Source organism: Rhodococcus sp. UYP9, assembly GCF_040547235.1.
In the GTDB taxonomy this organism is placed as follows: Bacteria; Actinomycetota; Actinomycetes; order Mycobacteriales; family Mycobacteriaceae; genus Rhodococcoides.
Genome location: NZ_JBEPPH010000003.1, coordinates 1 through 18,855 on the forward strand (window position 1 = coordinate 1; position 18,855 = coordinate 18,855).

The 18,855-nt window shown below is 62.1% G+C and carries 14 protein-coding genes; 8 read left to right on the forward strand and 6 right to left on the reverse strand.

The genetic code is table 11. From position 1 onward, the window contains the following. Window positions 1-708 precede the first annotated feature (708 nt). Complete coding sequence (locus ABIB36_RS09695) at window positions 709-1,167, forward strand: MaoC family dehydratase (RefSeq protein WP_354559675.1); 459 nt, start codon at window positions 709-711, stop codon at window positions 1,165-1,167. On the opposite strand, the gene ABIB36_RS09700 is transcribed toward ABIB36_RS09695, so the two are convergent. Genes ABIB36_RS09700 through hemE form a run of 5 tightly spaced genes read right to left on the reverse strand, consistent with a single transcriptional unit; the run spans window position 1,148 to window position 7,346 of the window. Continuing rightward, window positions 1,148-3,481 carry a molybdopterin-dependent oxidoreductase gene (locus ABIB36_RS09700; RefSeq protein ID WP_179142419.1) on the reverse strand — a complete coding sequence of 778 codons (2,334 nt, stop codon included), beginning with the start codon at window positions 3,479-3,481 and terminating at the stop codon, window positions 1,148-1,150. The two genes, ABIB36_RS09695 and ABIB36_RS09700, sit on opposite strands and share 20 nt — an antisense overlap. Beyond that, complete coding sequence (locus ABIB36_RS09705; protein WP_354559731.1) at window positions 3,478-4,185, reverse strand: HAD family hydrolase; 708 nt, start codon at window positions 4,183-4,185, stop codon at window positions 3,478-3,480. Before ABIB36_RS09705 ends, ABIB36_RS09700 begins: the two co-directional genes overlap by 4 nt. Window positions 4,186-4,223: 38 nt before the next feature. Further along, window positions 4,224-4,919, reverse strand: a complete 696-nt coding sequence (hemQ, locus tag ABIB36_RS09710) for a hydrogen peroxide-dependent heme synthase (RefSeq protein WP_136169134.1) — start codon at window positions 4,917-4,919, stop codon at window positions 4,224-4,226. 4 nt (window positions 4,920-4,923) lie between these two features. Further along, on the reverse strand, window positions 4,924-6,285 hold the full coding sequence (locus tag ABIB36_RS09715) for a protoporphyrinogen oxidase (RefSeq protein WP_354559672.1): 1,362 nt from the start codon (window positions 6,283-6,285) through the stop codon (window positions 4,924-4,926). After that, the gene (gene hemE / locus ABIB36_RS09720; RefSeq protein ID WP_084348757.1) at window positions 6,282-7,346 is read right to left on the reverse strand and encodes a uroporphyrinogen decarboxylase; all 1,065 of its coding nucleotides are present in this window, start codon (window positions 7,344-7,346) and stop codon (window positions 6,282-6,284) included. Before hemE ends, ABIB36_RS09715 begins: the two co-directional genes overlap by 4 nt. A 156-nt stretch (window positions 7,347-7,502) precedes the next feature. Here hemE and ABIB36_RS09725 point away from each other — a divergent pair, with 156 nt between their 5' ends. The 6 genes from ABIB36_RS09725 to ABIB36_RS09750 all read left to right on the forward strand — a co-directional run bounded on the left by ABIB36_RS09725 (window position 7,503) and on the right by ABIB36_RS09750 (window position 14,798). After that, a complete protein-coding gene (locus tag ABIB36_RS09725) occupies window positions 7,503-8,102 on the forward strand; it encodes a DUF3000 domain-containing protein (protein WP_084348756.1) in 600 nt (199 codons plus the stop codon). A gap of 42 nt (window positions 8,103-8,144) precedes the next feature. Then, entirely contained in the window at window positions 8,145-9,473 is a 1,329-nt protein-coding gene (locus tag ABIB36_RS09730) for an HRDC domain-containing protein (protein ID WP_354559669.1), read from the forward strand. A 72-nt stretch (window positions 9,474-9,545) separates the two neighbouring features. Continuing rightward, window positions 9,546-10,772 carry a thiolase family protein gene (locus ABIB36_RS09735; RefSeq protein WP_084348754.1) on the forward strand — a complete coding sequence of 409 codons (1,227 nt, stop codon included), beginning with the start codon at window positions 9,546-9,548 and terminating at the stop codon, window positions 10,770-10,772. Continuing rightward, on the forward strand, window positions 10,769-12,874 hold the full coding sequence (locus ABIB36_RS09740) for a 3-hydroxyacyl-CoA dehydrogenase NAD-binding domain-containing protein (RefSeq protein WP_354559667.1): 2,106 nt from the start codon (window positions 10,769-10,771) through the stop codon (window positions 12,872-12,874). Before ABIB36_RS09735 ends, ABIB36_RS09740 begins: the two co-directional genes overlap by 4 nt. Before the next feature lie 214 nt (window positions 12,875-13,088). Beyond that, window positions 13,089-14,486 carry a sugar porter family MFS transporter gene (locus ABIB36_RS09745; protein WP_084348752.1) on the forward strand — a complete coding sequence of 466 codons (1,398 nt, stop codon included), beginning with the start codon at window positions 13,089-13,091 and terminating at the stop codon, window positions 14,484-14,486. A 27-nt stretch (window positions 14,487-14,513) separates the two neighbouring features. Next, window positions 14,514-14,798, forward strand: coding sequence for a YciI family protein (locus ABIB36_RS09750; protein ID WP_084348751.1), 285 nt, complete (start codon window positions 14,514-14,516; stop codon window positions 14,796-14,798). A gap of 59 nt (window positions 14,799-14,857) precedes the next feature. On the opposite strand, the gene dxs is transcribed toward ABIB36_RS09750, so the two are convergent. Beyond that, window positions 14,858-16,738, reverse strand: coding sequence for a 1-deoxy-D-xylulose-5-phosphate synthase (gene dxs, locus ABIB36_RS09755; RefSeq protein ID WP_084348750.1), 1,881 nt, complete (start codon window positions 16,736-16,738; stop codon window positions 14,858-14,860). 215 nt (window positions 16,739-16,953) lie between these two features. Here dxs and glsA point away from each other — a divergent pair, with 215 nt between their 5' ends. Beyond that, a complete protein-coding gene (glsA, locus tag ABIB36_RS09760) occupies window positions 16,954-18,780 on the forward strand; it encodes a glutaminase A (protein WP_354559664.1) in 1,827 nt (608 codons plus the stop codon). Window positions 18,781-18,855 lie beyond the last annotated feature (75 nt).

Here is an 18,855-nt window from a genome sequence, read left to right on the forward strand (position 1 = left end):
CACACGCACCAACCCGAGGGCTGCGAGATCGACTGACAACAATCACACCGTGGCTCTAGAACGCGGTGGTCCGACTATCGGGGACCTGCCACGTTCACTGTGGCTGGTGACTACAAGATTCAGTTGAAGTTGAGCCGCGCAGAAGCTGGTGAGCTAGTGCATTACGACCTCCTCGACATTGCCGTAGATCACGATTGCCGTAGATCACGCGGCTGACGATGTTCGCCTACGATCTAGATCAACAATTCTATTGCAGGTAGCTGTTTTATGTAATGAGTTTCATACGCCATCAGCCTTCAACACAACGTGAACATTCCTTCTCGGCTTAGCCAGCCCAACATGCTTGCGTTCGTAGGGCACATCTACGCGCTTGCTCGGCATGACCAATTCTATTTCTATTTTTTGTCATAGAAGAAAACAGTCGGTGACAACGCCTCTACGCTGCCACCGACTGAATTGCTGATTCTCCCGTTGTAACTTCCAATACGCCAGAGGGTTCTTTGTGGCCCACTGCGAACGCCTTACGAGTACGCATCTGAGGCACCCCGGCGTGTCCGGAGACTCGGGGCACATCACTCCGGACTTGCCGGGTGATTCATCTCGATATGTGGCTCATCAGTAAGCAAAGCCAGCGTCATAGCTGATCAGTGACTCGATCGGAATACGATGCAACCCCCCGCACTTTGGCGCGCAGCGCATAATGTGACGATGCGCACTTTCACTTCAGCACAGCAGATCACTGCGGCCGTCGGCGAGGACCTCGGTATGAGTGACTGGATGCAGATCACTCAAGACCGGGTCGACACCTTCGCCGACGCCACGGGTGATCACCAGTGGATTCATATCGACGTCGAACGAGCCAAGAAGGAAAGCCCGTTCGGCGGCCCGATTGCGCACGGCTACTTGAGCTTGTCCTTGATCCCGGTGCTCACTTGGCAGATCTACACCATCGAGAATGCCAAGCTCGGAATCAACTACGGGTCCAACAAGGTTCGCTTCATCAACCCAGTCAAGGTCGGATCTCACGTCCGGTTGCAGACCACACTGACTTCGGCCGAGGAAGTGTCCGGTGGCGCACTCCAGATCGTGGCCACCAACACACTTCACATCGAGGGCGAAGAGAAGCCCGCGTTGATTGCGGAAACGATCAGCCGAGTTCTCTTCTGACCGTCTCTCGTTCTACGAACTGTGGCGGATCGAACGCGGTGATCGGTGGCACTACGCCCTCGAAGCGTTCGATCTGCACCAGCACATGCTGGCCCGTGCACCCGTGTGACAGCGAGGATGTGCCGACGTCGGCTGTCAGTACATTCGGATTGCCATGCACGCACATCGAACCGACGTCCGCGGGGTCCTCGGGGTCGTACCAGGCACCCGTCGCCAACTGCACCACGGCGGGCATCATGTCCTCGTCCACCACGACACCGGCGAGACACGCACCACGATCGTTGAAGACCCGGACTACGTCACCGTCGCGTAGCCCGCGCTCGTTCGCGGCCTTGGAGTGCATCCGGATCGGCTCACGGTCATGCACCTTCGAAGCCTGACTTATCGCTCCGTGATCGAGTTGGCTGTGCAGCCGCGTTCGTGGTTGATTCGCGATAAGATGTAGCGGAAACTGTTGCACGCGTTCACCTTTGAGCCATTCCACCGGTTCGTACCAGGCTGGGTGCCCAATGCAGTCCTCGTAACCGAACCCGTCGATCACTTCGGAGAATATTTCTATACGTCCACTCGGGGTTCGAAGCGGGTACTTCTCGGGATCGCCGCGGTAGTCCTCGAGCAGGGTCAGCCCATCCTCGGTCGCCATCCGCCATGAACCGAGCTGCCAAAATTCTTCGAAACCCGGAGTGTCCACATTCATCCCGCGCAGGTAACCGCGCCACTGATCGTAGAGATGCTCCACCCACTCCCCCGAGGTGCGTCCCTCGGTGAAGTGCGCACCGACTCCGAGTCTTTCGGCCACCGCGGAGAACGTGTCGTAGTCATCTCGCGCGTCGGCAAATCGTGGCACGGCAGGGTGCATGGCGACCAGCAGTGGATCGTTGCGTGTGCAGCTGATGTCACTGCGCTCGAGCGACGTCGTCGACGGGACGACGATGTCGGCGTGCTTGGCCATGGGCGTCCAGTACGGGTCGTGCACCACGACCGTGTCGGGCCGTGCCAGCGCCCGGCGAAGTCGTCCGAGATCCTGATGATGATGGAAGGGATTGCCGCCCGCCCAGTGCACCAGCCGAATATCGGGATACGTCAGTCGCTGTCCGTCGAAATCGAATTGTTCGCCGGGGTGGAGCAGCATGTCCGACACGGCAGCCACCGGGATGAAAGTCTTCACCGGATTCGAGCCTTGGGGCAAGGTGGGAAGTGGATACGGTACCGGCGCGAGACCAGGCTCGTTCATCGACCCGTAGCCGTGCCCGAATCCCCCACCGGGGATGCCGATCTGTCCGAGCATCGACGCCAGTGTCACGCCCATCCACGGTGCTTGCTCGCCCGATTTCGTCCGCTGCAGAGACCACGTGACGGTGATCAAAGTGCGACGCCTCGCCATCTCGCGTGCCAGGTCGGCGATCTCCGAGGTGGAGACTCCGCAGATGTTCGACGCCCACTCTGCGGTCTTGGGCGTGCCGTCCGAGACTCCGAGCAGATACTCCTCGAAGCGTGCGTATCCAGTGCAATATCGGTCGAGAAATGCAGTGTCGTGCAGATTTTCGGAGACGAGAACGTAGGCGAGTCCGAGCATCATCGCGACATCGGTGCCGGGAATCGGCGTCATCCAACGAGCAGCACCGTCGAGATCGTTTCGAAGCGGACTGATGGTGACGATCTTTCCGCCACGGGCGCGTAGCGCATCCAGAGCCGACGCGGTGGGATGGTCGGAAGTACCACCGTGGTTGATGCCGGTATTCTTCAGCGGAATTCCGCCGAACGCGACGATCAGTTCCGTCTTCCGGGCGATCACCTCCCAGGAGGTGGAGCGAGAGAACATCTTCCAGTGCGCGCCCAGAACGTGCGGCATGACGACGCCGGTGGCACCGAGCGAATAGCTGTGCACCGAGCGCGTATAGCCGCCGATGCAATTGAGAAATCGGTGAACCTGGCTCTGCGCGTGATGGAATCGTCCCGCACTGGCCCACCCGTAGGAGCCGCCGTAGATCGCCTGGTTGCCATGGATGTCGATCACGCGAGCAAGCTCGACGGCTAGCAATTCGGTGAGTTCGTCCCAGGACACCGAAACGAACTCGTCGCTGCCGCGCCGATCCGTCGGACCTGGACCACGCTCGAGCCAACCGCGTCGAACGGCAGGGCCTTTCACCCGAGACCGGTGCGTCACCGAGCCGGCGAGATTGCCCAGCACGGGCGAGGGATTACGGTCGGTCTCCCGGGGATGCACGGCGGTCACCTCGCCGTCGGCACTTTCGGCTCGAAACATTCCCCAGTGACCCATGTGCTGTGACGTTTCCTGGCGCGGCTGCTTCATCGAATTCCGCTGCTCGCCAGTGCATCCAGCAAGGCTGTGGGACGCTCCCCCGTCGCGATCGGATCGACGAGGGCAAACGAGCACCCTATTGCCCGTGCCGCCCCGTCGGCCTCTTCACTGTCACCGACCATCAATGTCCGCGCCGGATCCACCCCGAGCGAACGCACCGCAGAAAGGAATATTTCCGGCTGAGGTTTGATGTACCCGACCTCGTACGACAAGACGAACTCGCTGACGTAGTCGCCCACTCCGAGCATGTCGAATGCCGGGCGGATGTCGAAGGCAATATTGCTCAGCACCGCGACTGGTATCGCTCTGCTGGCAAGCATCGCCAGCGCGTCCGCCGTATCCGGGTATGGAGCCCAGCACGATGGGTCGATCACTCGGCCGTACACGGACTCGGCCTGAGCGCGGTCGCTGACGCCGGATTCACGAAGAACATGCAAATACGCCTGACGGTGCAGCGCCGGATCGAGATCGCGGTTACGCCAGGCGTGTCTGCTCACTTCGTCGAACTCGACGACCTCCCCCACCGGCGCAGTCATCCGTCGCATCAATTCCGCCGCACGATGACCGTCGACCGGTGTTCCATCCGAGTGCGTGACGGTCTCGAACCAACTCGCGTCCTCCTCCAAACGGAACAGCGTTCCGGAGAAGTCGAACACCACAGCTTCGATCGGAGACGCGTCGGACTGGTTACGCACACCGCTTGTCCCCGCCGCGTGCGTCTCCGACCCCGAGGTCACGGCAGTGACGTGACGAGCGCTTCGACGTCGACGCGTGGCCCGGTGAAGAACGGAGTCTCCTCGCGAACGTGCCTTCGTGCCTCGGTTGCGCGTAGGTCCCGCATCAGGTCGACGATGCGATCGAGTTCGGGAGCTTCGAAGGCGAGGATCCACTCGTAGTCCCCCAACGCGAACGCCGGGACGGTGTTGGCGCGCACATCCTTGTATCCGCGCGCGGCCTTGCCGTGGTCGGAGAGCATCGTGCGCCGCTCTTCGTCGGGGAGCAGGTACCAATCGATGGAACGCACGAATGGGTAGACACAGATGTAGGCGCCGGGTTCTTCACCAGCGATGAACGCCGGGACGTGAGACTTGTTGAACTCGGCCGGACGATGCAGCGCGGTGTTGCTCCACACCGGCGTACTGGCCTTGCCGAGCGCGGTGGTGCGACGAAAATCGGAGTACGTAGCCTGCAGGTCTTCGATGCGTTCCGCGTGTGTCCACACCATGAAGTCGGCGTCGGCTCGCATGCCCGCGATGTCGTACACACCACGTACTGCGACGCCTTTTTCTTCCTGACTCTCGAAGAACACTCGCGCCTGCTTGGCGGCTTCGGCTCGGTCCTCGCCCAGGACGCCGGGTGTGACCTTGAAGACCGAGAACATCAGGTAGCGGAGGGTCGAATTGAGGGTTGTGTAGTCCAAACGTGGCATGGCTCTATCGTGCCACTTCCGCTATGCGTGTGGCTGCTCTGGTGGCCGAAGCGACACAAGCCGGCACTCCGACGCCGTGACTCCACGCACCGGCAACGGCCACACCGTCGACATCCCGCACAGCTGCCTCGATGGCGGCAACTCGATCCAGGTGACCAGGCGCGTACTGCGGTAGGCCCCCACGCCATCGCTGGACGAACGAGGACGACGGCGCAGAGTCCACGCCGGTCACCCGGTGTAGGTCTCGTACGGCTGCCTCGACCAGCTGCTCATCGGACCAGGTGAGCGGACCGGCGTCACCGAATCTTGCCAGCGATGCACGGACGAGTGAGATCCCACGCTCGGCAATATGTGACCACTTCCTGCTGGACAACGTGAACGCCTTGACGGCCAATCCGGCGTCGGTGGCGACGAGTACGCCGGAGTTGTCGGGTAGGTCGACGGCGGTGTCGAACGCCATGGCCACCACGACGGACGACGCGAGCTCGATTTCGGCAGCAGCTGCAGCGGCATCCGGAACGACAGAGCGCAGTATCGACGCCAATGCCGGCGCGGGAACGGCCAGCACCACCGCGTCGAACTGCCCGATCGGATCCACCACCCAACCGCCGTTTTCTCGGCGTACGGACGTCACCGTAGTGCCCAACAGGGTGCGCGGTGCAGCGGCCGCAACCAGCGCATCTATCAAGGTGCGATATCCATCACGCAGTGCACCGAAAACCGGCGCGGAACTCGGAGCCGGAAGCGCGGACGCCACGGCCGCCGACAGACTTGTGGCTCCGGCGTCCAGGGCCGCTGCCAGGGTGGGTAGTGCTGCGCGAACCCCGATCGAATCGGAAAGCCCCGAGTAGACGCCGCCCAGCAGCGGGTCGACCGATCTCGCAAGAACCTGGTCACCGAATCGCGAACCGACCAACTCGGCGACACTGAGGTCGCTGGTTCGGTCCCAGGACAACTCGGTGTCACGCTCACCGGCGATGGTTGCCAGCGACCGTGCATCGACCAGGCCCTCCACGGAGGCAGCGTCCGCGGGGATACCCATCAGCGTCCCGGTCGGGAGTGGGCGGAGCGTCTCGCCCGAGAAGACGAGTGGACGCAATCCGGCCGGATGGACGAGCTGCGCGCTCAATCCGAGCTCATCCATCAGGGCAGGCACTTCGGGTCTGCGGCCGATGAATGCCTCGGCGCCGACATCGAACGGCCCGCCCGCCAACGTGACCGTGCGCAACGTGCCGCCGAGGCGCATCGATTCTTCGACGATGGTGATATCGGCTTCGGGACCCAACTTCTGCCGCAGCCTGAAGGCGGCAACAAGGCCGGTAATCCCGCCACCGATCACCACAACACGAGGCGGCCCTACGGTCACAGCGAGTGCACCAACTCCACAACCCGGGTCAGCACATCCGGATCGGTATCGGGCAGAACTCCGTGACCGAGGTTGAAGACATGCCCCACAGCGCCTGCTTCGACGGCGCGATCGCCCTCGGCGACGATGCGCCGAACCTCACTCTCGACGGCATCCCAACCGGCGAAGAGCACCGCAGGGTCCAGGTTTCCCTGCAACGCCTTCCCCGGGCCGACGCGTCGGGCTGCGACATCGAGGGGAATTCGCCAGTCGACACCGACCATGTCGGCACCGGCCTCTCCCATGGCACCGAGGAGTTCGCCGGTCCCGACACCGAAATGAATCTTCGGTACGCCGGCCGGGGACATCGCATCGAGCACCTTCGTCGAGTGAGGCAGCACGAACTCGCGGTAGTCCGCCAGTGAGAGCGCGCCTGCCCAGGAGTCGAAGAGCTGAACCGCGTCGACACCCGCCGCTAGCTGTGCCTGCAAGAACGTGATCGTCGTGTCGGCGAGAGTGTCGAGAAGGGTGTGCCACGTGGCCGGATCCGAGCGCATGAGCGCTTTGGTCTTCTCGTGGTTCTTACTCGGTCCACCTTCGACCAGGTAGGAGGCGAGCGTGAACGGAGCCCCTGCGAATCCGATGAGCGGGGTATCGCCCAATTCACGGGTCAGCGTGGTCACCGCATTGGTGACCGGCTCGACCTGCTCGGCGCTCAACTGCGGCAACGCTGCGACGTCGGCTGCCGAACGTACCGGCGACGCCACCACCGGCCCGGTTCCGGCAACGATGTCGAGATCGATACCCGCGGCCTTCAGCGGAACCACGATGTCCGAGAAAAGGATGGCTGCGTCGACGTCATGGCGTCGAACCGGCTGCAGCGTGATCTCGACAACCAGGTCGGAAGTGAAGCATGACTCGAGCATGCCGGTACCGACTCTGAGCTTGCGGTACTCCGGTAGCGATCGCCCGGCCTGCCGCATGAACCACACCGGACGACGCGATGTCGCCCGTCCCGCGATGGTGGCCAACAAAGGCGCGTCGGGCAGCTGACGGCGAGGGTACGGCGCGATTGTGTTCATTGCCATCCATGCTGCCACGAGATAAGAATATTGCCGCCATGCAGGCCTGAGCGCGACTCATGGCTCCGTCGACTCCAGGTCGGTTGCCCTGCAGTCGGTCGCACTTGCGGCGCGCCTCCGACGAACCCGAAGGTGACGAGTCTAACGTCCGGAGTCGTGACCAATCCCGGATCCACTGCCGAACCTGCGCCGTTTCGATCGGCGATCGAGGCGATGCACCGGGCCGTCGTGCACCCAGCCATCGAACTCGGACCGATCCGCCCACCGCAACGCCTAGCCCCGTTCAGCTACGCGATGGGTGCTGAAGTTCAGCATTCGACTTCCGAAGATATCGCGGAACAATCCGACGGCGATGCGTTCGGCCGGCTGATTCTGCTCTACGACCCAGACGGTGACGAAGCCTGGAACGGAACAATGCGTCTCGTCGCTTATATCCAGGCCGACGTCGATGAATCTCTTGCCTCCGACCCCATGTTGCCCGAGGTGGCATGGAGTTGGTTGGTCGATGCGTTGGAGAGTCGGTCGGAGTCGATGAACGCCCTCGGCGGGACGGTGACGTCGACGAGTTCGGTCCGCTACGGCGATATCGCCGGTCCGCCGCGAGCCCATCAGCTCGAGCTGCGCGCGTCGTGGACCCCCACCACCGGCGAGTTGGCTCCGCATGTCGAGGCCTTCTGCGAGGTGCTTGCTTATGCAGCTGGGCTGCCACCCGCCGGCATCACCGAACTCCGCACACACGGTGGTAACCGGACCTGAGTTCGCACGGCGTCGCGGCACGAGGGCTTAGAGTCTGCTCTCATGTCAGCGATGAGTTCCAACGATGCCTCGGACGTAACGAACGACGGTGACAATGTCGATGCGCCCGCTCCGACACCCCTGTTGGCGCCTGCCGACGGCGTTCCCGCAGTTGTCGACACCGTCGAGGGCGTGGTGGCGGCAGCCGAACTGCTCGCGGGTGGTCACGGCCCGCTCGCTGTCGATGCCGAGCGTGCGTCGGGTTTCCGATATTCGCAACGCGCCTACCTATTGCAGTTTCGACGACGCGGCGCAGGCACCGTCCTGCTCGATCCGATTCCGGTCACCGGTGCACTCGAACCGCTGGCTTCGGTGATCAATCCTCTCGAATGGGTCCTGCATTCGGCGGACCAGGATTTGCCAGGTCTCGCCGAGCTGGGGCTCGTGCCTGCGGCGTTGTACGACACCGAACTGGCCGGACGACTCGCCGGTTTCGAACGAGTCGGGCTGGGCCCGATCGTCGAACGCACGCTCGGCTTGTCGCTTCAGAAGGGACACGGAGCGGCAGATTGGTCGACACGTCCACTCCCCGACAGCTGGTTGAACTACGCCGCGCTCGACGTCGAAGTTCTGCTCGAGCTGCGTGATGCGATGGCAGAGGAACTCGCCGCGAAGGACAAAACCGAGTGGGCACGACAAGAGTTCGCGCACATCCTTGCGCTCGGTCCAGCAAAGCCCAAGCCTGACCGCTGGCGAAAGACGTCGGGAATCCACGCGGTCAAGTCGGCGAGGGTATTGGCCTCCGTTCGTGAATTGTGGCGCTCACGCGACGAGATCGCGGCACACCGCGACATTGCGCCGAGCCGCATTCTGCCCGATTCGGCGATTGTCGCCGCAGCGACGGCAGATCCGAAAACGGAGGGCGAACTACGTGCACTTCCGGTCTTCGGTGGTCCGCGTCAGCGACGCTCGACCAAGGTGTGGCTGTCTGCCCTCGAGCGCGCACGACGCTTGCCGACCGAGGAGCTTCCACCCAAGTCGGCTCCCTTCGACGGCCCTCCTCCGGTGAATCGGTGGGCACGTCGTGAACCCGAGGCTGCGGAGAGACTGGCCACCGTGCGTGCGGCGATGACAGCATTGAGCGAGGACGTCGAGGTGCCGGTGGAGAACCTGCTCATGCCCGATCTGCTTCGCCGCCTGGTGTGGGATTGGACACCTGTCGATCGTGATGTCGCGGAGGACATCATCGACAAGAAGCTCACCGAGGGGCAGGCCCGGCCGTGGCAGCGCGAGCTGGTCGTACCAGTTCTCGCCGCCGCACTGACCTCTGAGCAAGAGACCGGTACCCCTGAACACGAGAGCGGTACCCCTGAGCAAGTTACCGGCGGGTAATACCGGCTAGAGTGGATGGCGGTCCGGCGTCAGCCGGGCCGCAATTCCGCATCTTCCCGGGAGGATCGAAGCGTGTCTGTACCCGCGTCCACAAGCTCACAGCGCAATGTCGTGTTCGTAGACGGCATCCGCACACCGTTCGGCAAAGCAGGCCCCAAAGGCATCTACGCCGACACTCGCGCCGACGACCTCGTCGTCAAAGCGATCCGCGAACTACTGCGCAAAAACCCGGCTCTGCCCCCGGAGCGCATCGACGAAGTCGCCATCGCGGCTACGACGCAGACCGGTGATCAGGGGCTGACCATCGGGCGCACGTCCGCTCTCCTCGCAGGACTCCCCCACAGCGTCCCCGGATTCGCCATCGACCGCATGTGTGCGGGCGCAATGACCTCCGTCACGACGACAGGTTCCGGCATCGGATTCGGTCAATACGACGTCGTCATCGCCGGTGGCGTCGAGCACATGGGCCGCCACCCGATGGGCGAAGGCGTAGACCCCAACCCGCGCTTCCTCACCGATAGGCTCGTCGATCCGAGTGCACTCGTCATGGGCAACACGGCCGAGAATTTGCACGATCGGTTTCCGAGTATCACCAAGGACCGCACCGACGCCTATGCCGTCGCGAGCCAGAACAAGTACGAGGCCGCCAAGAAGGCCGGCTTCATCGCCGACACACTCGTACCGGTAGCCACCAAGTCCGCTGCTGGTTGGGGCCTGGCCACCGAGGACGAGCCACCGCGTCCCGGAACAACCATCGACGATCTCGCGAAGCTCAAGACTCCGTTCCGCCCAGCGGGCCGGGTCACAGCAGGAAATGCTGCCGGTCTCAACGATGGTGCCACCGCTGCGATCCTCGCCGGCGAGGACACTGCGCACGAGCTCGGCCTGAACATCGGTATGCGTATGGTCGGCTTCTCGTTCGCAGGCGTCGACCCTGCTGTGATGGGCATCGGACCGGTCCCCGCTACCGAGAAGTTGCTCGGCCGTACCGGTTTGAGCATCTCCGATATCGGGTTGTTCGAAATCAACGAGGCGTTCGCAGTGCAGGTTCTCGCATTCCTCGAGCACTACGGCATCGCCGACGACGATCCCCGCGTCAACCAGTGGGGCGGCGCCATCGCCTGTGGGCACCCCCTCGCCTCCTCTGGTGTGCGACTGATGACTCAGTTGAGCCGCCAGTTCGCTCAGCGCCCCGACGTTCGTTACGGCCTGACGACCATGTGCATCGGTCTCGGCATGGGCGGAACCGTCATTTGGGAAAACCCGATCCACTCCGATTACTCAGGAGCGAAGGCATGAGCGACATCACCACAGCGTTCACGGACGAGGTAGTCACGAACGCGTTCACCAAGATCATCTCCGTACCTGGCCTCGAAGGCAGCATTGCCCTCGTAACCCTGGACAACGGCTGCGACCACACCAAGCCGTCGACATTCGGTCCGGCCGGACTCGCGCGGTTCGATGCCGCCCTCGATGAGGCCTTCGCAGCTGATCCCGTTGCTATCGCGGTGACCGGCAAGCCGTTCATCTTCGCCGTCGGCGCCGACCTCAACGGCGTACCCAACATCAAGACCAAGGACGAGGCGCTCCAGATCGGGCAGCTCGGCCACAAGGTGTTCCGCCGCCTGCGCGAGTCACGCATCCCGACGTTCGCTTTCATCAACGGCGCTGCACTCGGCGGTGGACTCGAAGTCGGACTGCACTCCCACTACCGAACTGTCGCTGACAACGCCGCAGCGCTGGGGCTCCCCGAGGCATTTCTCGGACTCGTTCCCGGCTGGGGCGGCACCCAGTTGCTGCCCAACATCGTCGGCGCTTCCACCGCAGTGACCGTCATCATCGAGAACTCGCTGAACCAGAACCGCACGCTGAAGCCACAGCAAGCTGTGGACCTGGGCATCGTCGACGCCATGTTCGGCGGCGCCGACTTCATCGAGCAGTCTCTTGCATGGGCTGTTCGGGTGTTGAACGGCGACGTCGTTCCGAATCGGTCCGAGATCGACCGCGGCCAGGCGTGGGACGACGCCATCGCGCGTGCGAAGGGCATCGTGGCCGGCAAAACAGGCAACTTCGCGCCGGGCCCCGTAGCTGCGGTAGAACTGCTCGAGCTTGCCAGGAACACCGACATCACCGATCCAGCTTCGCTGGACAAGGCCTTCGCCGCAGAAGACGACGCACTGTCGACGTTGCTGGTCAAGGACGAACTTCGCGCCGGGTTGTACGCGTTCGATCTCACTCAGAAGCGCGCGAAGCGTCCCGCAGGCGCACCCGACAAGTCGCTGGCTCGCAAGATCACGGGCGTCGGCATCGTCGGTGCCGGGTTGATGGCCAGTCAGCTTGCTTTGCTGTTCGTGCGTCAGCTGAAGGTGCCCGTCATTCTGACCGACATCGATCAGGAACGCATCGACAAGGGCGTCGGTTACGTCCATGGCGAAATCGACAAGCTGCTCGGCAAGAAGCGCCTCTCCCCCGACGCCGCGAATCGACTGAAGGCGTTGGTGTCCGGATCGATCGACAAGGCCGCTTTCGCCAAGACAGATTTCGTCATCGAGGCCGTGTTCGAAAACCTCGATGTAAAGAAGAAGGTGTTCGCCGAGGTCGAGGAATTCGTCTCCGCTGAAACGATTCTCGCGACGAACACGTCTTCGCTGTCGATCACCAAGATGGCAGCAGATCTGAAGCACCCGGAACGCGTTGTGGGGTTCCACTTCTTCAACCCCGTAGCCGTGCTTCCACTTCTCGAGGTAGTCAAGGGCGAGAAGACCGACGACGCAACGCTGGCAACAGCATTCGCGACTGCGAAGACACTCAAGAAGTCCGCGGTTCTGTCCGCAGATCTTCCGGGCTTCGTGTTCAACCGCTTGGTGACCCGCGCATCCAACGAGATCATCGGGGCGATCGACGAGGGCACCCCCTTCGACGTCGCCGACGGCGCAGTAGGCGAACTCGGTATGCCGATGAGCCCGTTGACTCTCCTCGCTCTGGTCGGGCCTGCCGTCGCATTGCATACGGCCGAAACGCTTGCAGAGGCTTACCCGGATCGGTTCAAGGACTCGCCCGGATTCCGCGCCCTGGTCGAGGCGAAGAAGCCCGGCGTCTGGACGTACGGACCCGAAGGCCAGGTCGTCGACCCCGAGGTTGCTGCCCTATGGCCGCAGGGTGACTCACCATCGACTGCAGAGCAGGTGCTCGATCGCACCCGCAACGCAATCGCCGACGAGATCCGAATCATGCTCGACGAAGGCGTCGTCGCGGCACCCGAGGACATCGACCTCTGCCTGCTACTCGGCGGTGGGTTCGGATTCTGGAACGGCGGAATCACGCCGTACCTCGATCGTAGTGGCGCCTCGGAGGCGGCCACCGGGCAGCGGTTCCTCGCTCCCGGTGTTGCCAGCATCTGAGCTGAACACTGGGAGGACGGCCCGCACTTTCGTTGTGCGGGCCGTCTTTCGTTTCGATACCGTCGCCATTTCCCTCACACCCGGCGGCTGCCCTTTACGTGCGGTAACTCTTCGGGGCAAGATCCGCCGATTTCCACCACTTTCGAGCGGGTCGGGGCCATGATGGCCTAACCACCATCGCTGCTGGCACACGACCTCGAAAGCTGGGTTCGCAATGACGCAACCTACAGATCGCTACACCGCGAAAGTCATCGGAGTCACCGTCGCTGCCGCGGTCGGGGGATTTCTTTTCGGTTTCGACAGTTCGGTCGTCAACGGCGCGGTCGATTCGATTCAAGAAAATTTCGGCCTGAACTCGTTCATCACCGGTTTCGCCGTCGCCATTGCGCTACTCGGTTGCGCAGTAGGCGCATGGTTCGCCGGACGACTCGCTGATAGCTGGGGACGCAAACGCGTCATGCTGCTCGGCTCAGCATTGTTCACCATCTCTTCCGTCGGTTCAGGTTTCGCATTCAGCGTTCCGGACCTGATGCTGTGGCGAGTCATCGGCGGACTGGGCATCGGGATCGCTTCGGTGATCGCGCCTGCATACATCTCGGAGATCGCCCCGGCGAAGTATCGGGGCGGTCTTGCGTCACTTCAGCAGTTGGCGATCACCATCGGTATTTTCGCCGCATTGCTCTCCGACGCGGTACTGCAGAACGCCGCAGGTGGGCCATCGAACGACCTGTGGTTCGGAATGGAAGCTTGGCGATGGATGTTCCTCGTCGGCGTCGTTCCCGCGCTCGTGTACGGCTTCCTCGCTACGCTCATTCCGGAATCGCCCAGATACCTGGTAGGCAAGCACCTCGACGAGGAAGCCGCGCGCATTCTCGGTGAAATCTCCGGCGAAATGCATCCGAACGAACGAGTCAAGGAAATTCGGCTCACACTCAGAGCTGAAGCCAAATCTTCGTTTGCGGACATACGAGGGCCCAAATTCGGCCTGCAACCCATCGTCTGGGTCGGTATCACCATGGCGATTCTGCAACAATTCGTCGGCATCAATGCGATTTTCTACTACTCGACGACTCTGTGGAAATCGGTCGGGTTCAGCGAAAATCAGTCTTTCGTCACCTCGGTGATCACCTCGGTCATCAACGTGAGCATGACCTTCGTGGCGATTCTGTTCGTCGATCGATTCGGCCGAAAGAATCTATTGCAGATCGGTTCCATCGGAATGTTCGTCGGTCTGGTTCTTGCCGCAGCATCGTTCACCCAGTCGATCGGGTCCGGGGACAACATCACCCTCCCCGACCCATGGGGTCCGGTCGCCCTCGTGGGTGCCAATCTGTTCGTCATCTTCTTCGCCGCCACATGGGGTCCGATCATGTGGGTCATGCTCGGTGAAATGTTCCCCAACCGAATGCGCGCGGTCGCCCTGGGCATCAGCACTGCCGCCAATTGGGTAGCCAACTTCGCAATCACGCTGGCTTTCCCTCCGCTGACCGAGACGATCGGCCTCGGATTCATCTATGCGTTCTTCGCGTTCTTCGCTCTGCTCTCCTTCTTCTTCGTCAAGTTCAAGATTCGCGAGACCAAGGGCATGGAACTCGAAGACATGGTTATCTGAGCCGCTCCTCGCAGAGAGTGAGATGTCATGTCCACGTTTATCGTCGAATATTCCTACACACCGGAATCATCGTCCGGTAGGGACGATCACCGGACGGATCACCATGCATGGCTCACCGAGATGATCCGACGCGGGATCGTGCGATCTTCCGGACCGTTGGCGGACCACACCGGCGCAAAGTTCATCGTCGAGTCGACGGACTTGGACACGGCCAGTCGACTGTTCACCTACGATCCGTTCGTTCGCGCTCATCTCGTCAAGGACGTACGCGTCGTCGAATGGTCGCCTCCTACTGACGATTCCAGCGACTGACTTGAACAATCCGATCGACACGACCCATCATGGCGCTGCCGGATGCACCAAGCGAAAGTTCAGGGCGACTTGGACCATCCCACGATTCGCTGTGCGACGTCTTCCGAGGTCAAACCGAGCTCATTGAAAATCTGCTCACGAGAAGCGTGATCCAGGAACCTCTGTGGCACACCGATGTCGTGGCAGATCGTGTCGACACCCGCGGCGCGGACAGCGGCAGATACGCTCGATCCGATTCCGCCATGTAGACCCGAATCTTCGATCGTGACGACGAGACGGAAATCCTTGGCCATCTCGAGGAGCGACTCCGGTACCGGAAGCACCCAGCGTGGATCGATCACTGTAACCGAAAGCCCCTGAGCTGCAAGCTTTTCAGCTGAATCGAGCGCCAATGAAGCGAAGGCCCCCACAGCGACGATGAGAATATCGCGCTCTCCGGACTCCGGCTCGACAAGAACGTCGACGAGACCGTCGAGTCGTCGCAGCGCTGGAACATCATCCGTCACGGCACCTTTGGGGAACCGCAGTGCCGTGGGACCGTCGTTGATCGCCAAAGCTTCGGCGAGCTCCTCCCGAAGGGTCGCGCAGTCACGAGGAGCGGCGACACGAATTCCTGGCACTATCCCCAGCAGCGACATGTCCCACATGCCGTTGTGACTGGCGCCGTCGTTGCCGGTGACACCTGCACGGTCGAGAACCAACGTAACCGGTAAGTTCAGCAACGCCACATCCATGAGCAGTTGATCGAATGCACGATTGAGGAACGTCGAGTACACAGCTACGACTGGGTGCATCCCGCCGAGCGCGAGGCCTGCCGCCGAGGTCATGGCATGCTGCTCAGCGATCCCGACATCGAAAAGCCGACCGGGGTACTTCTCGCCGAATGCAGCCAAACCTGTCGGGCCGGCCATCGCCGCGCTGATCGCGACGATGTCCTCACGGTCAGCCGCGATATCGATGAGTTCACGAGAGAAGACCGACGTCCAGTCCGGTGCAGCCACCGAACGTGATTGTCCGGTAAGCGGATCGATGACACCGGTGGCATGCATCTGATCGGCGACATTGTTCTCGGCGTGCGCGTAACCCATCCCCTTGCGCGTCACCGCGTGAACGATCACCGGGCCGCCGTAGTCCTTGGCACGTCGAAGTGCCGACTCGAGCGCCGGCTCATCGTGGCCGTCGACGGGTCCGAGGTACTTGATACCGAGATCGGTGAACAGGACCTGAGGACTCAGCGCGTCCTTCACCCCGGCCTTCATTCCGTGCAACATCGCGTATGCGGTCTTGCCGACGAATGGAATCTTGCGCACGATGCGTCGACCGTTGTCGAGGACCCGCTCGTAACCGGGTTGTAGCCGAAGCGCTGCGAGATGCTCGGCGAGGCCGCCTATCGTCGGTGCGTAGGAACGTCCGTTGTCGTTGACGACGATGACAACCGAGCGGTCCTTGCCTGCCGCGATGTTGTTGAGGGCCTCCCAACACATGCCACCTGTCAGGGCACCGTCGCCGACGACGGCTACGACATGCCTGTCGGTTTGCCCCTTCAGTTCGAAAGCTTTTGCCAGTCCGTCTGCGTACGACAGCGAAGCCGATGCGTGTGAAGACTCCACCCAGTCGTGCTCACTCTCTGCACGTGAGGGGTATCCGGAAAGACCGCCCTGCTTGCGCAGCGAATCGAAAGCTCCGGTCCGACCGGTGATCATCTTGTGTACGTATGCCTGGTGGCCGGTGTCCCAGATGATCGGGTCGTGTGGCGAGGAGAAGATACGGTGTATCGCCAGCGTCAGTTCGACGACGCCGAGATTCGGTCCGAGGTGACCTCCCGTCGCCGACACCTTGTCGACGAGGAACTCACGGACCTCGACTGCCAGGTCTGCCACTTCGGACGGGGCCAGTAGGCGCAAGTCCTCGGGCGTCTGGATTCGAGCTAGGACACCCAACGAGATCGCTCCCTCCGGCCGGAAATCTTCGGTCCTTGCAGTCTTGCCTTGTTCGATGCGAACTGTCTTGTCTCCCCAGTCTACGTAGCGTCCCGTGGAGCGACGCCGAGATAGCTCCTACTGTTCGACAATACTGCGGTCCGGCACATGCACCCAACAATCGCGGCGCGTCCATCGTCACATCGAAAGAGGTGGCCGGAGCATAGGGTCACCTCATGACAACTGTCGTGGACCAAATCCTGAAGGACGTGTTCGACGCATGCCGAGACAATACGTCGGGTGCGGTTGCCGACTACATCCCGGAGCTCGCGGCAGTCGCACCCGACGGCTACGGGATAGCCCTTGCGACCAGCGATGGCTATGTCTACGAAATCGGCGACACCGCGACCCCCTTCACCATTCAGTCGATCTCGAAGCCGTTCACCTATGCATTGGCGCTGACAGATCGCGGTGAGGCTGCAGTTGCCCGCAAGATCGACATCGAACCGTCGGGTGAGCCGTTCAACGAGATCAGTTTGGACCCGATCACCGAACGTCCCAGAAACCCGATGATCAATGCCGGCGCAATCACCTCGGCGTCGTTGATCAAAGGACGCACGAGGAAACATCGGTTCGAACGGATCAGGGCGGCGTACTCACGTTATGCGGGCCGAGAACTCACCTTCAACGAGAGCGTGTACGCCTCCGAGGCCAGAACCGGAAATCGAAACCGCGCGATCGGATACATGCTGCGGTCCTTCGACATCATCGAGGAGGATCCAGACGCGGCCGTCGACCTCTACTTTCGTCAATGCTCGATCGATGTGACCGCCGCCGATCTGGCCATGATGGCAGCCACCATGGCCAACAACGGCGTGAACCCACGAACCAGGGAACGAGCTTTGGCACCCGCCCTCGTCGAACGAGTACTCAGCGTGATGACGACATGCGGTATGTACGACGGTGCAGGTGATTGGGTTGCGCGAGTGGGCATGCCGGCCAAGAGCGGAGTAGGAGGTGGACTGCTCGCAGTGTTGCCGGGGCAGATGGGAATTGCGGTGTATTCCCCCCGTCTCGATCAACACGGGAGCAGCGTGCGGGGAGTGGCGACCTGCCGCGAATTGTCCACCAGGCTCGAACTTCACTTCCTGCATGTGACCCGTGCAGCCCGTTCGGCCATTCGCGCTCGTTACACGCTCACCGAAGTACCATCTCGAAAGCGCAGAAGTGACGTCGAACAAGATGCCCTCGCCGAGTTCGGTACTCGCGCAAGAGTATACGAACTACACGGCGACCTGCTGTTCTCGGGCGCCGAGACGGCCGTACGCGAGATCGGCAATCTCGACGACAAGCTCGACGGGTTGGTCATCGATGTCCGCGGGGTCGGCGAGGTCAGTGACGTCGCGCGCAGCATGTTCGACGCCCTGCACAGTCACCTGGCTGAACGTGGATGCCAGGCCTCGCTGGTCGACCCACAGGGAGTCATGGGACACAAGGTTTCCAGTATCGACCCGAACGCTGGAGCTGGCCGGGTTTTCTCCGACGCAGGCTCGGCCATTCGATGGGCAGAAGAGCTGCTACTCGACCGCTACTGCGCAGGGCCGCGGCAACCGGAGACGATCTCGGTATCGGAACATCCGGTCCTGAGCGGACTGACCCCCGCTCAGCTCGAGGAAGTGGAAGCGCTGATCGACATCCGGGACTATCCCCGCGGCCAAGTGATCGTGCGCGGCGGAGACCCGGCGTCGGGACTGTTCCTGGTGCTCGCAGGTGAAGTCAGCTCGATCTTCGTGGCCGACGACGGTTCACGCCATCGAATAACCACGCTGTCGCCTGGCATGAGCTTCGGTGAGATGCCACTTTTGGCCGGCACGACCTTCCTCCTCGACTTCTGCGCGGACACGCCGTTGACCGTAGGGGTGCTTTCGGTCGAGGACTTCGATGCACTGACGAAAAACGCACCCGCCGTGAAACTGGAGCTACTGACCAACCTCGCTACGGGGGCATACCTGCAGATGAACACAGCGATAAAGTCGCTTGGCCAGTTCGAAACGCGGCGCTGAAAATCGACCGCGGACTCCCGTTGAAGCCAGGACGCCGGCGGAAAAATCTCCACCGGCGTCCTCGTCCACCCAGCT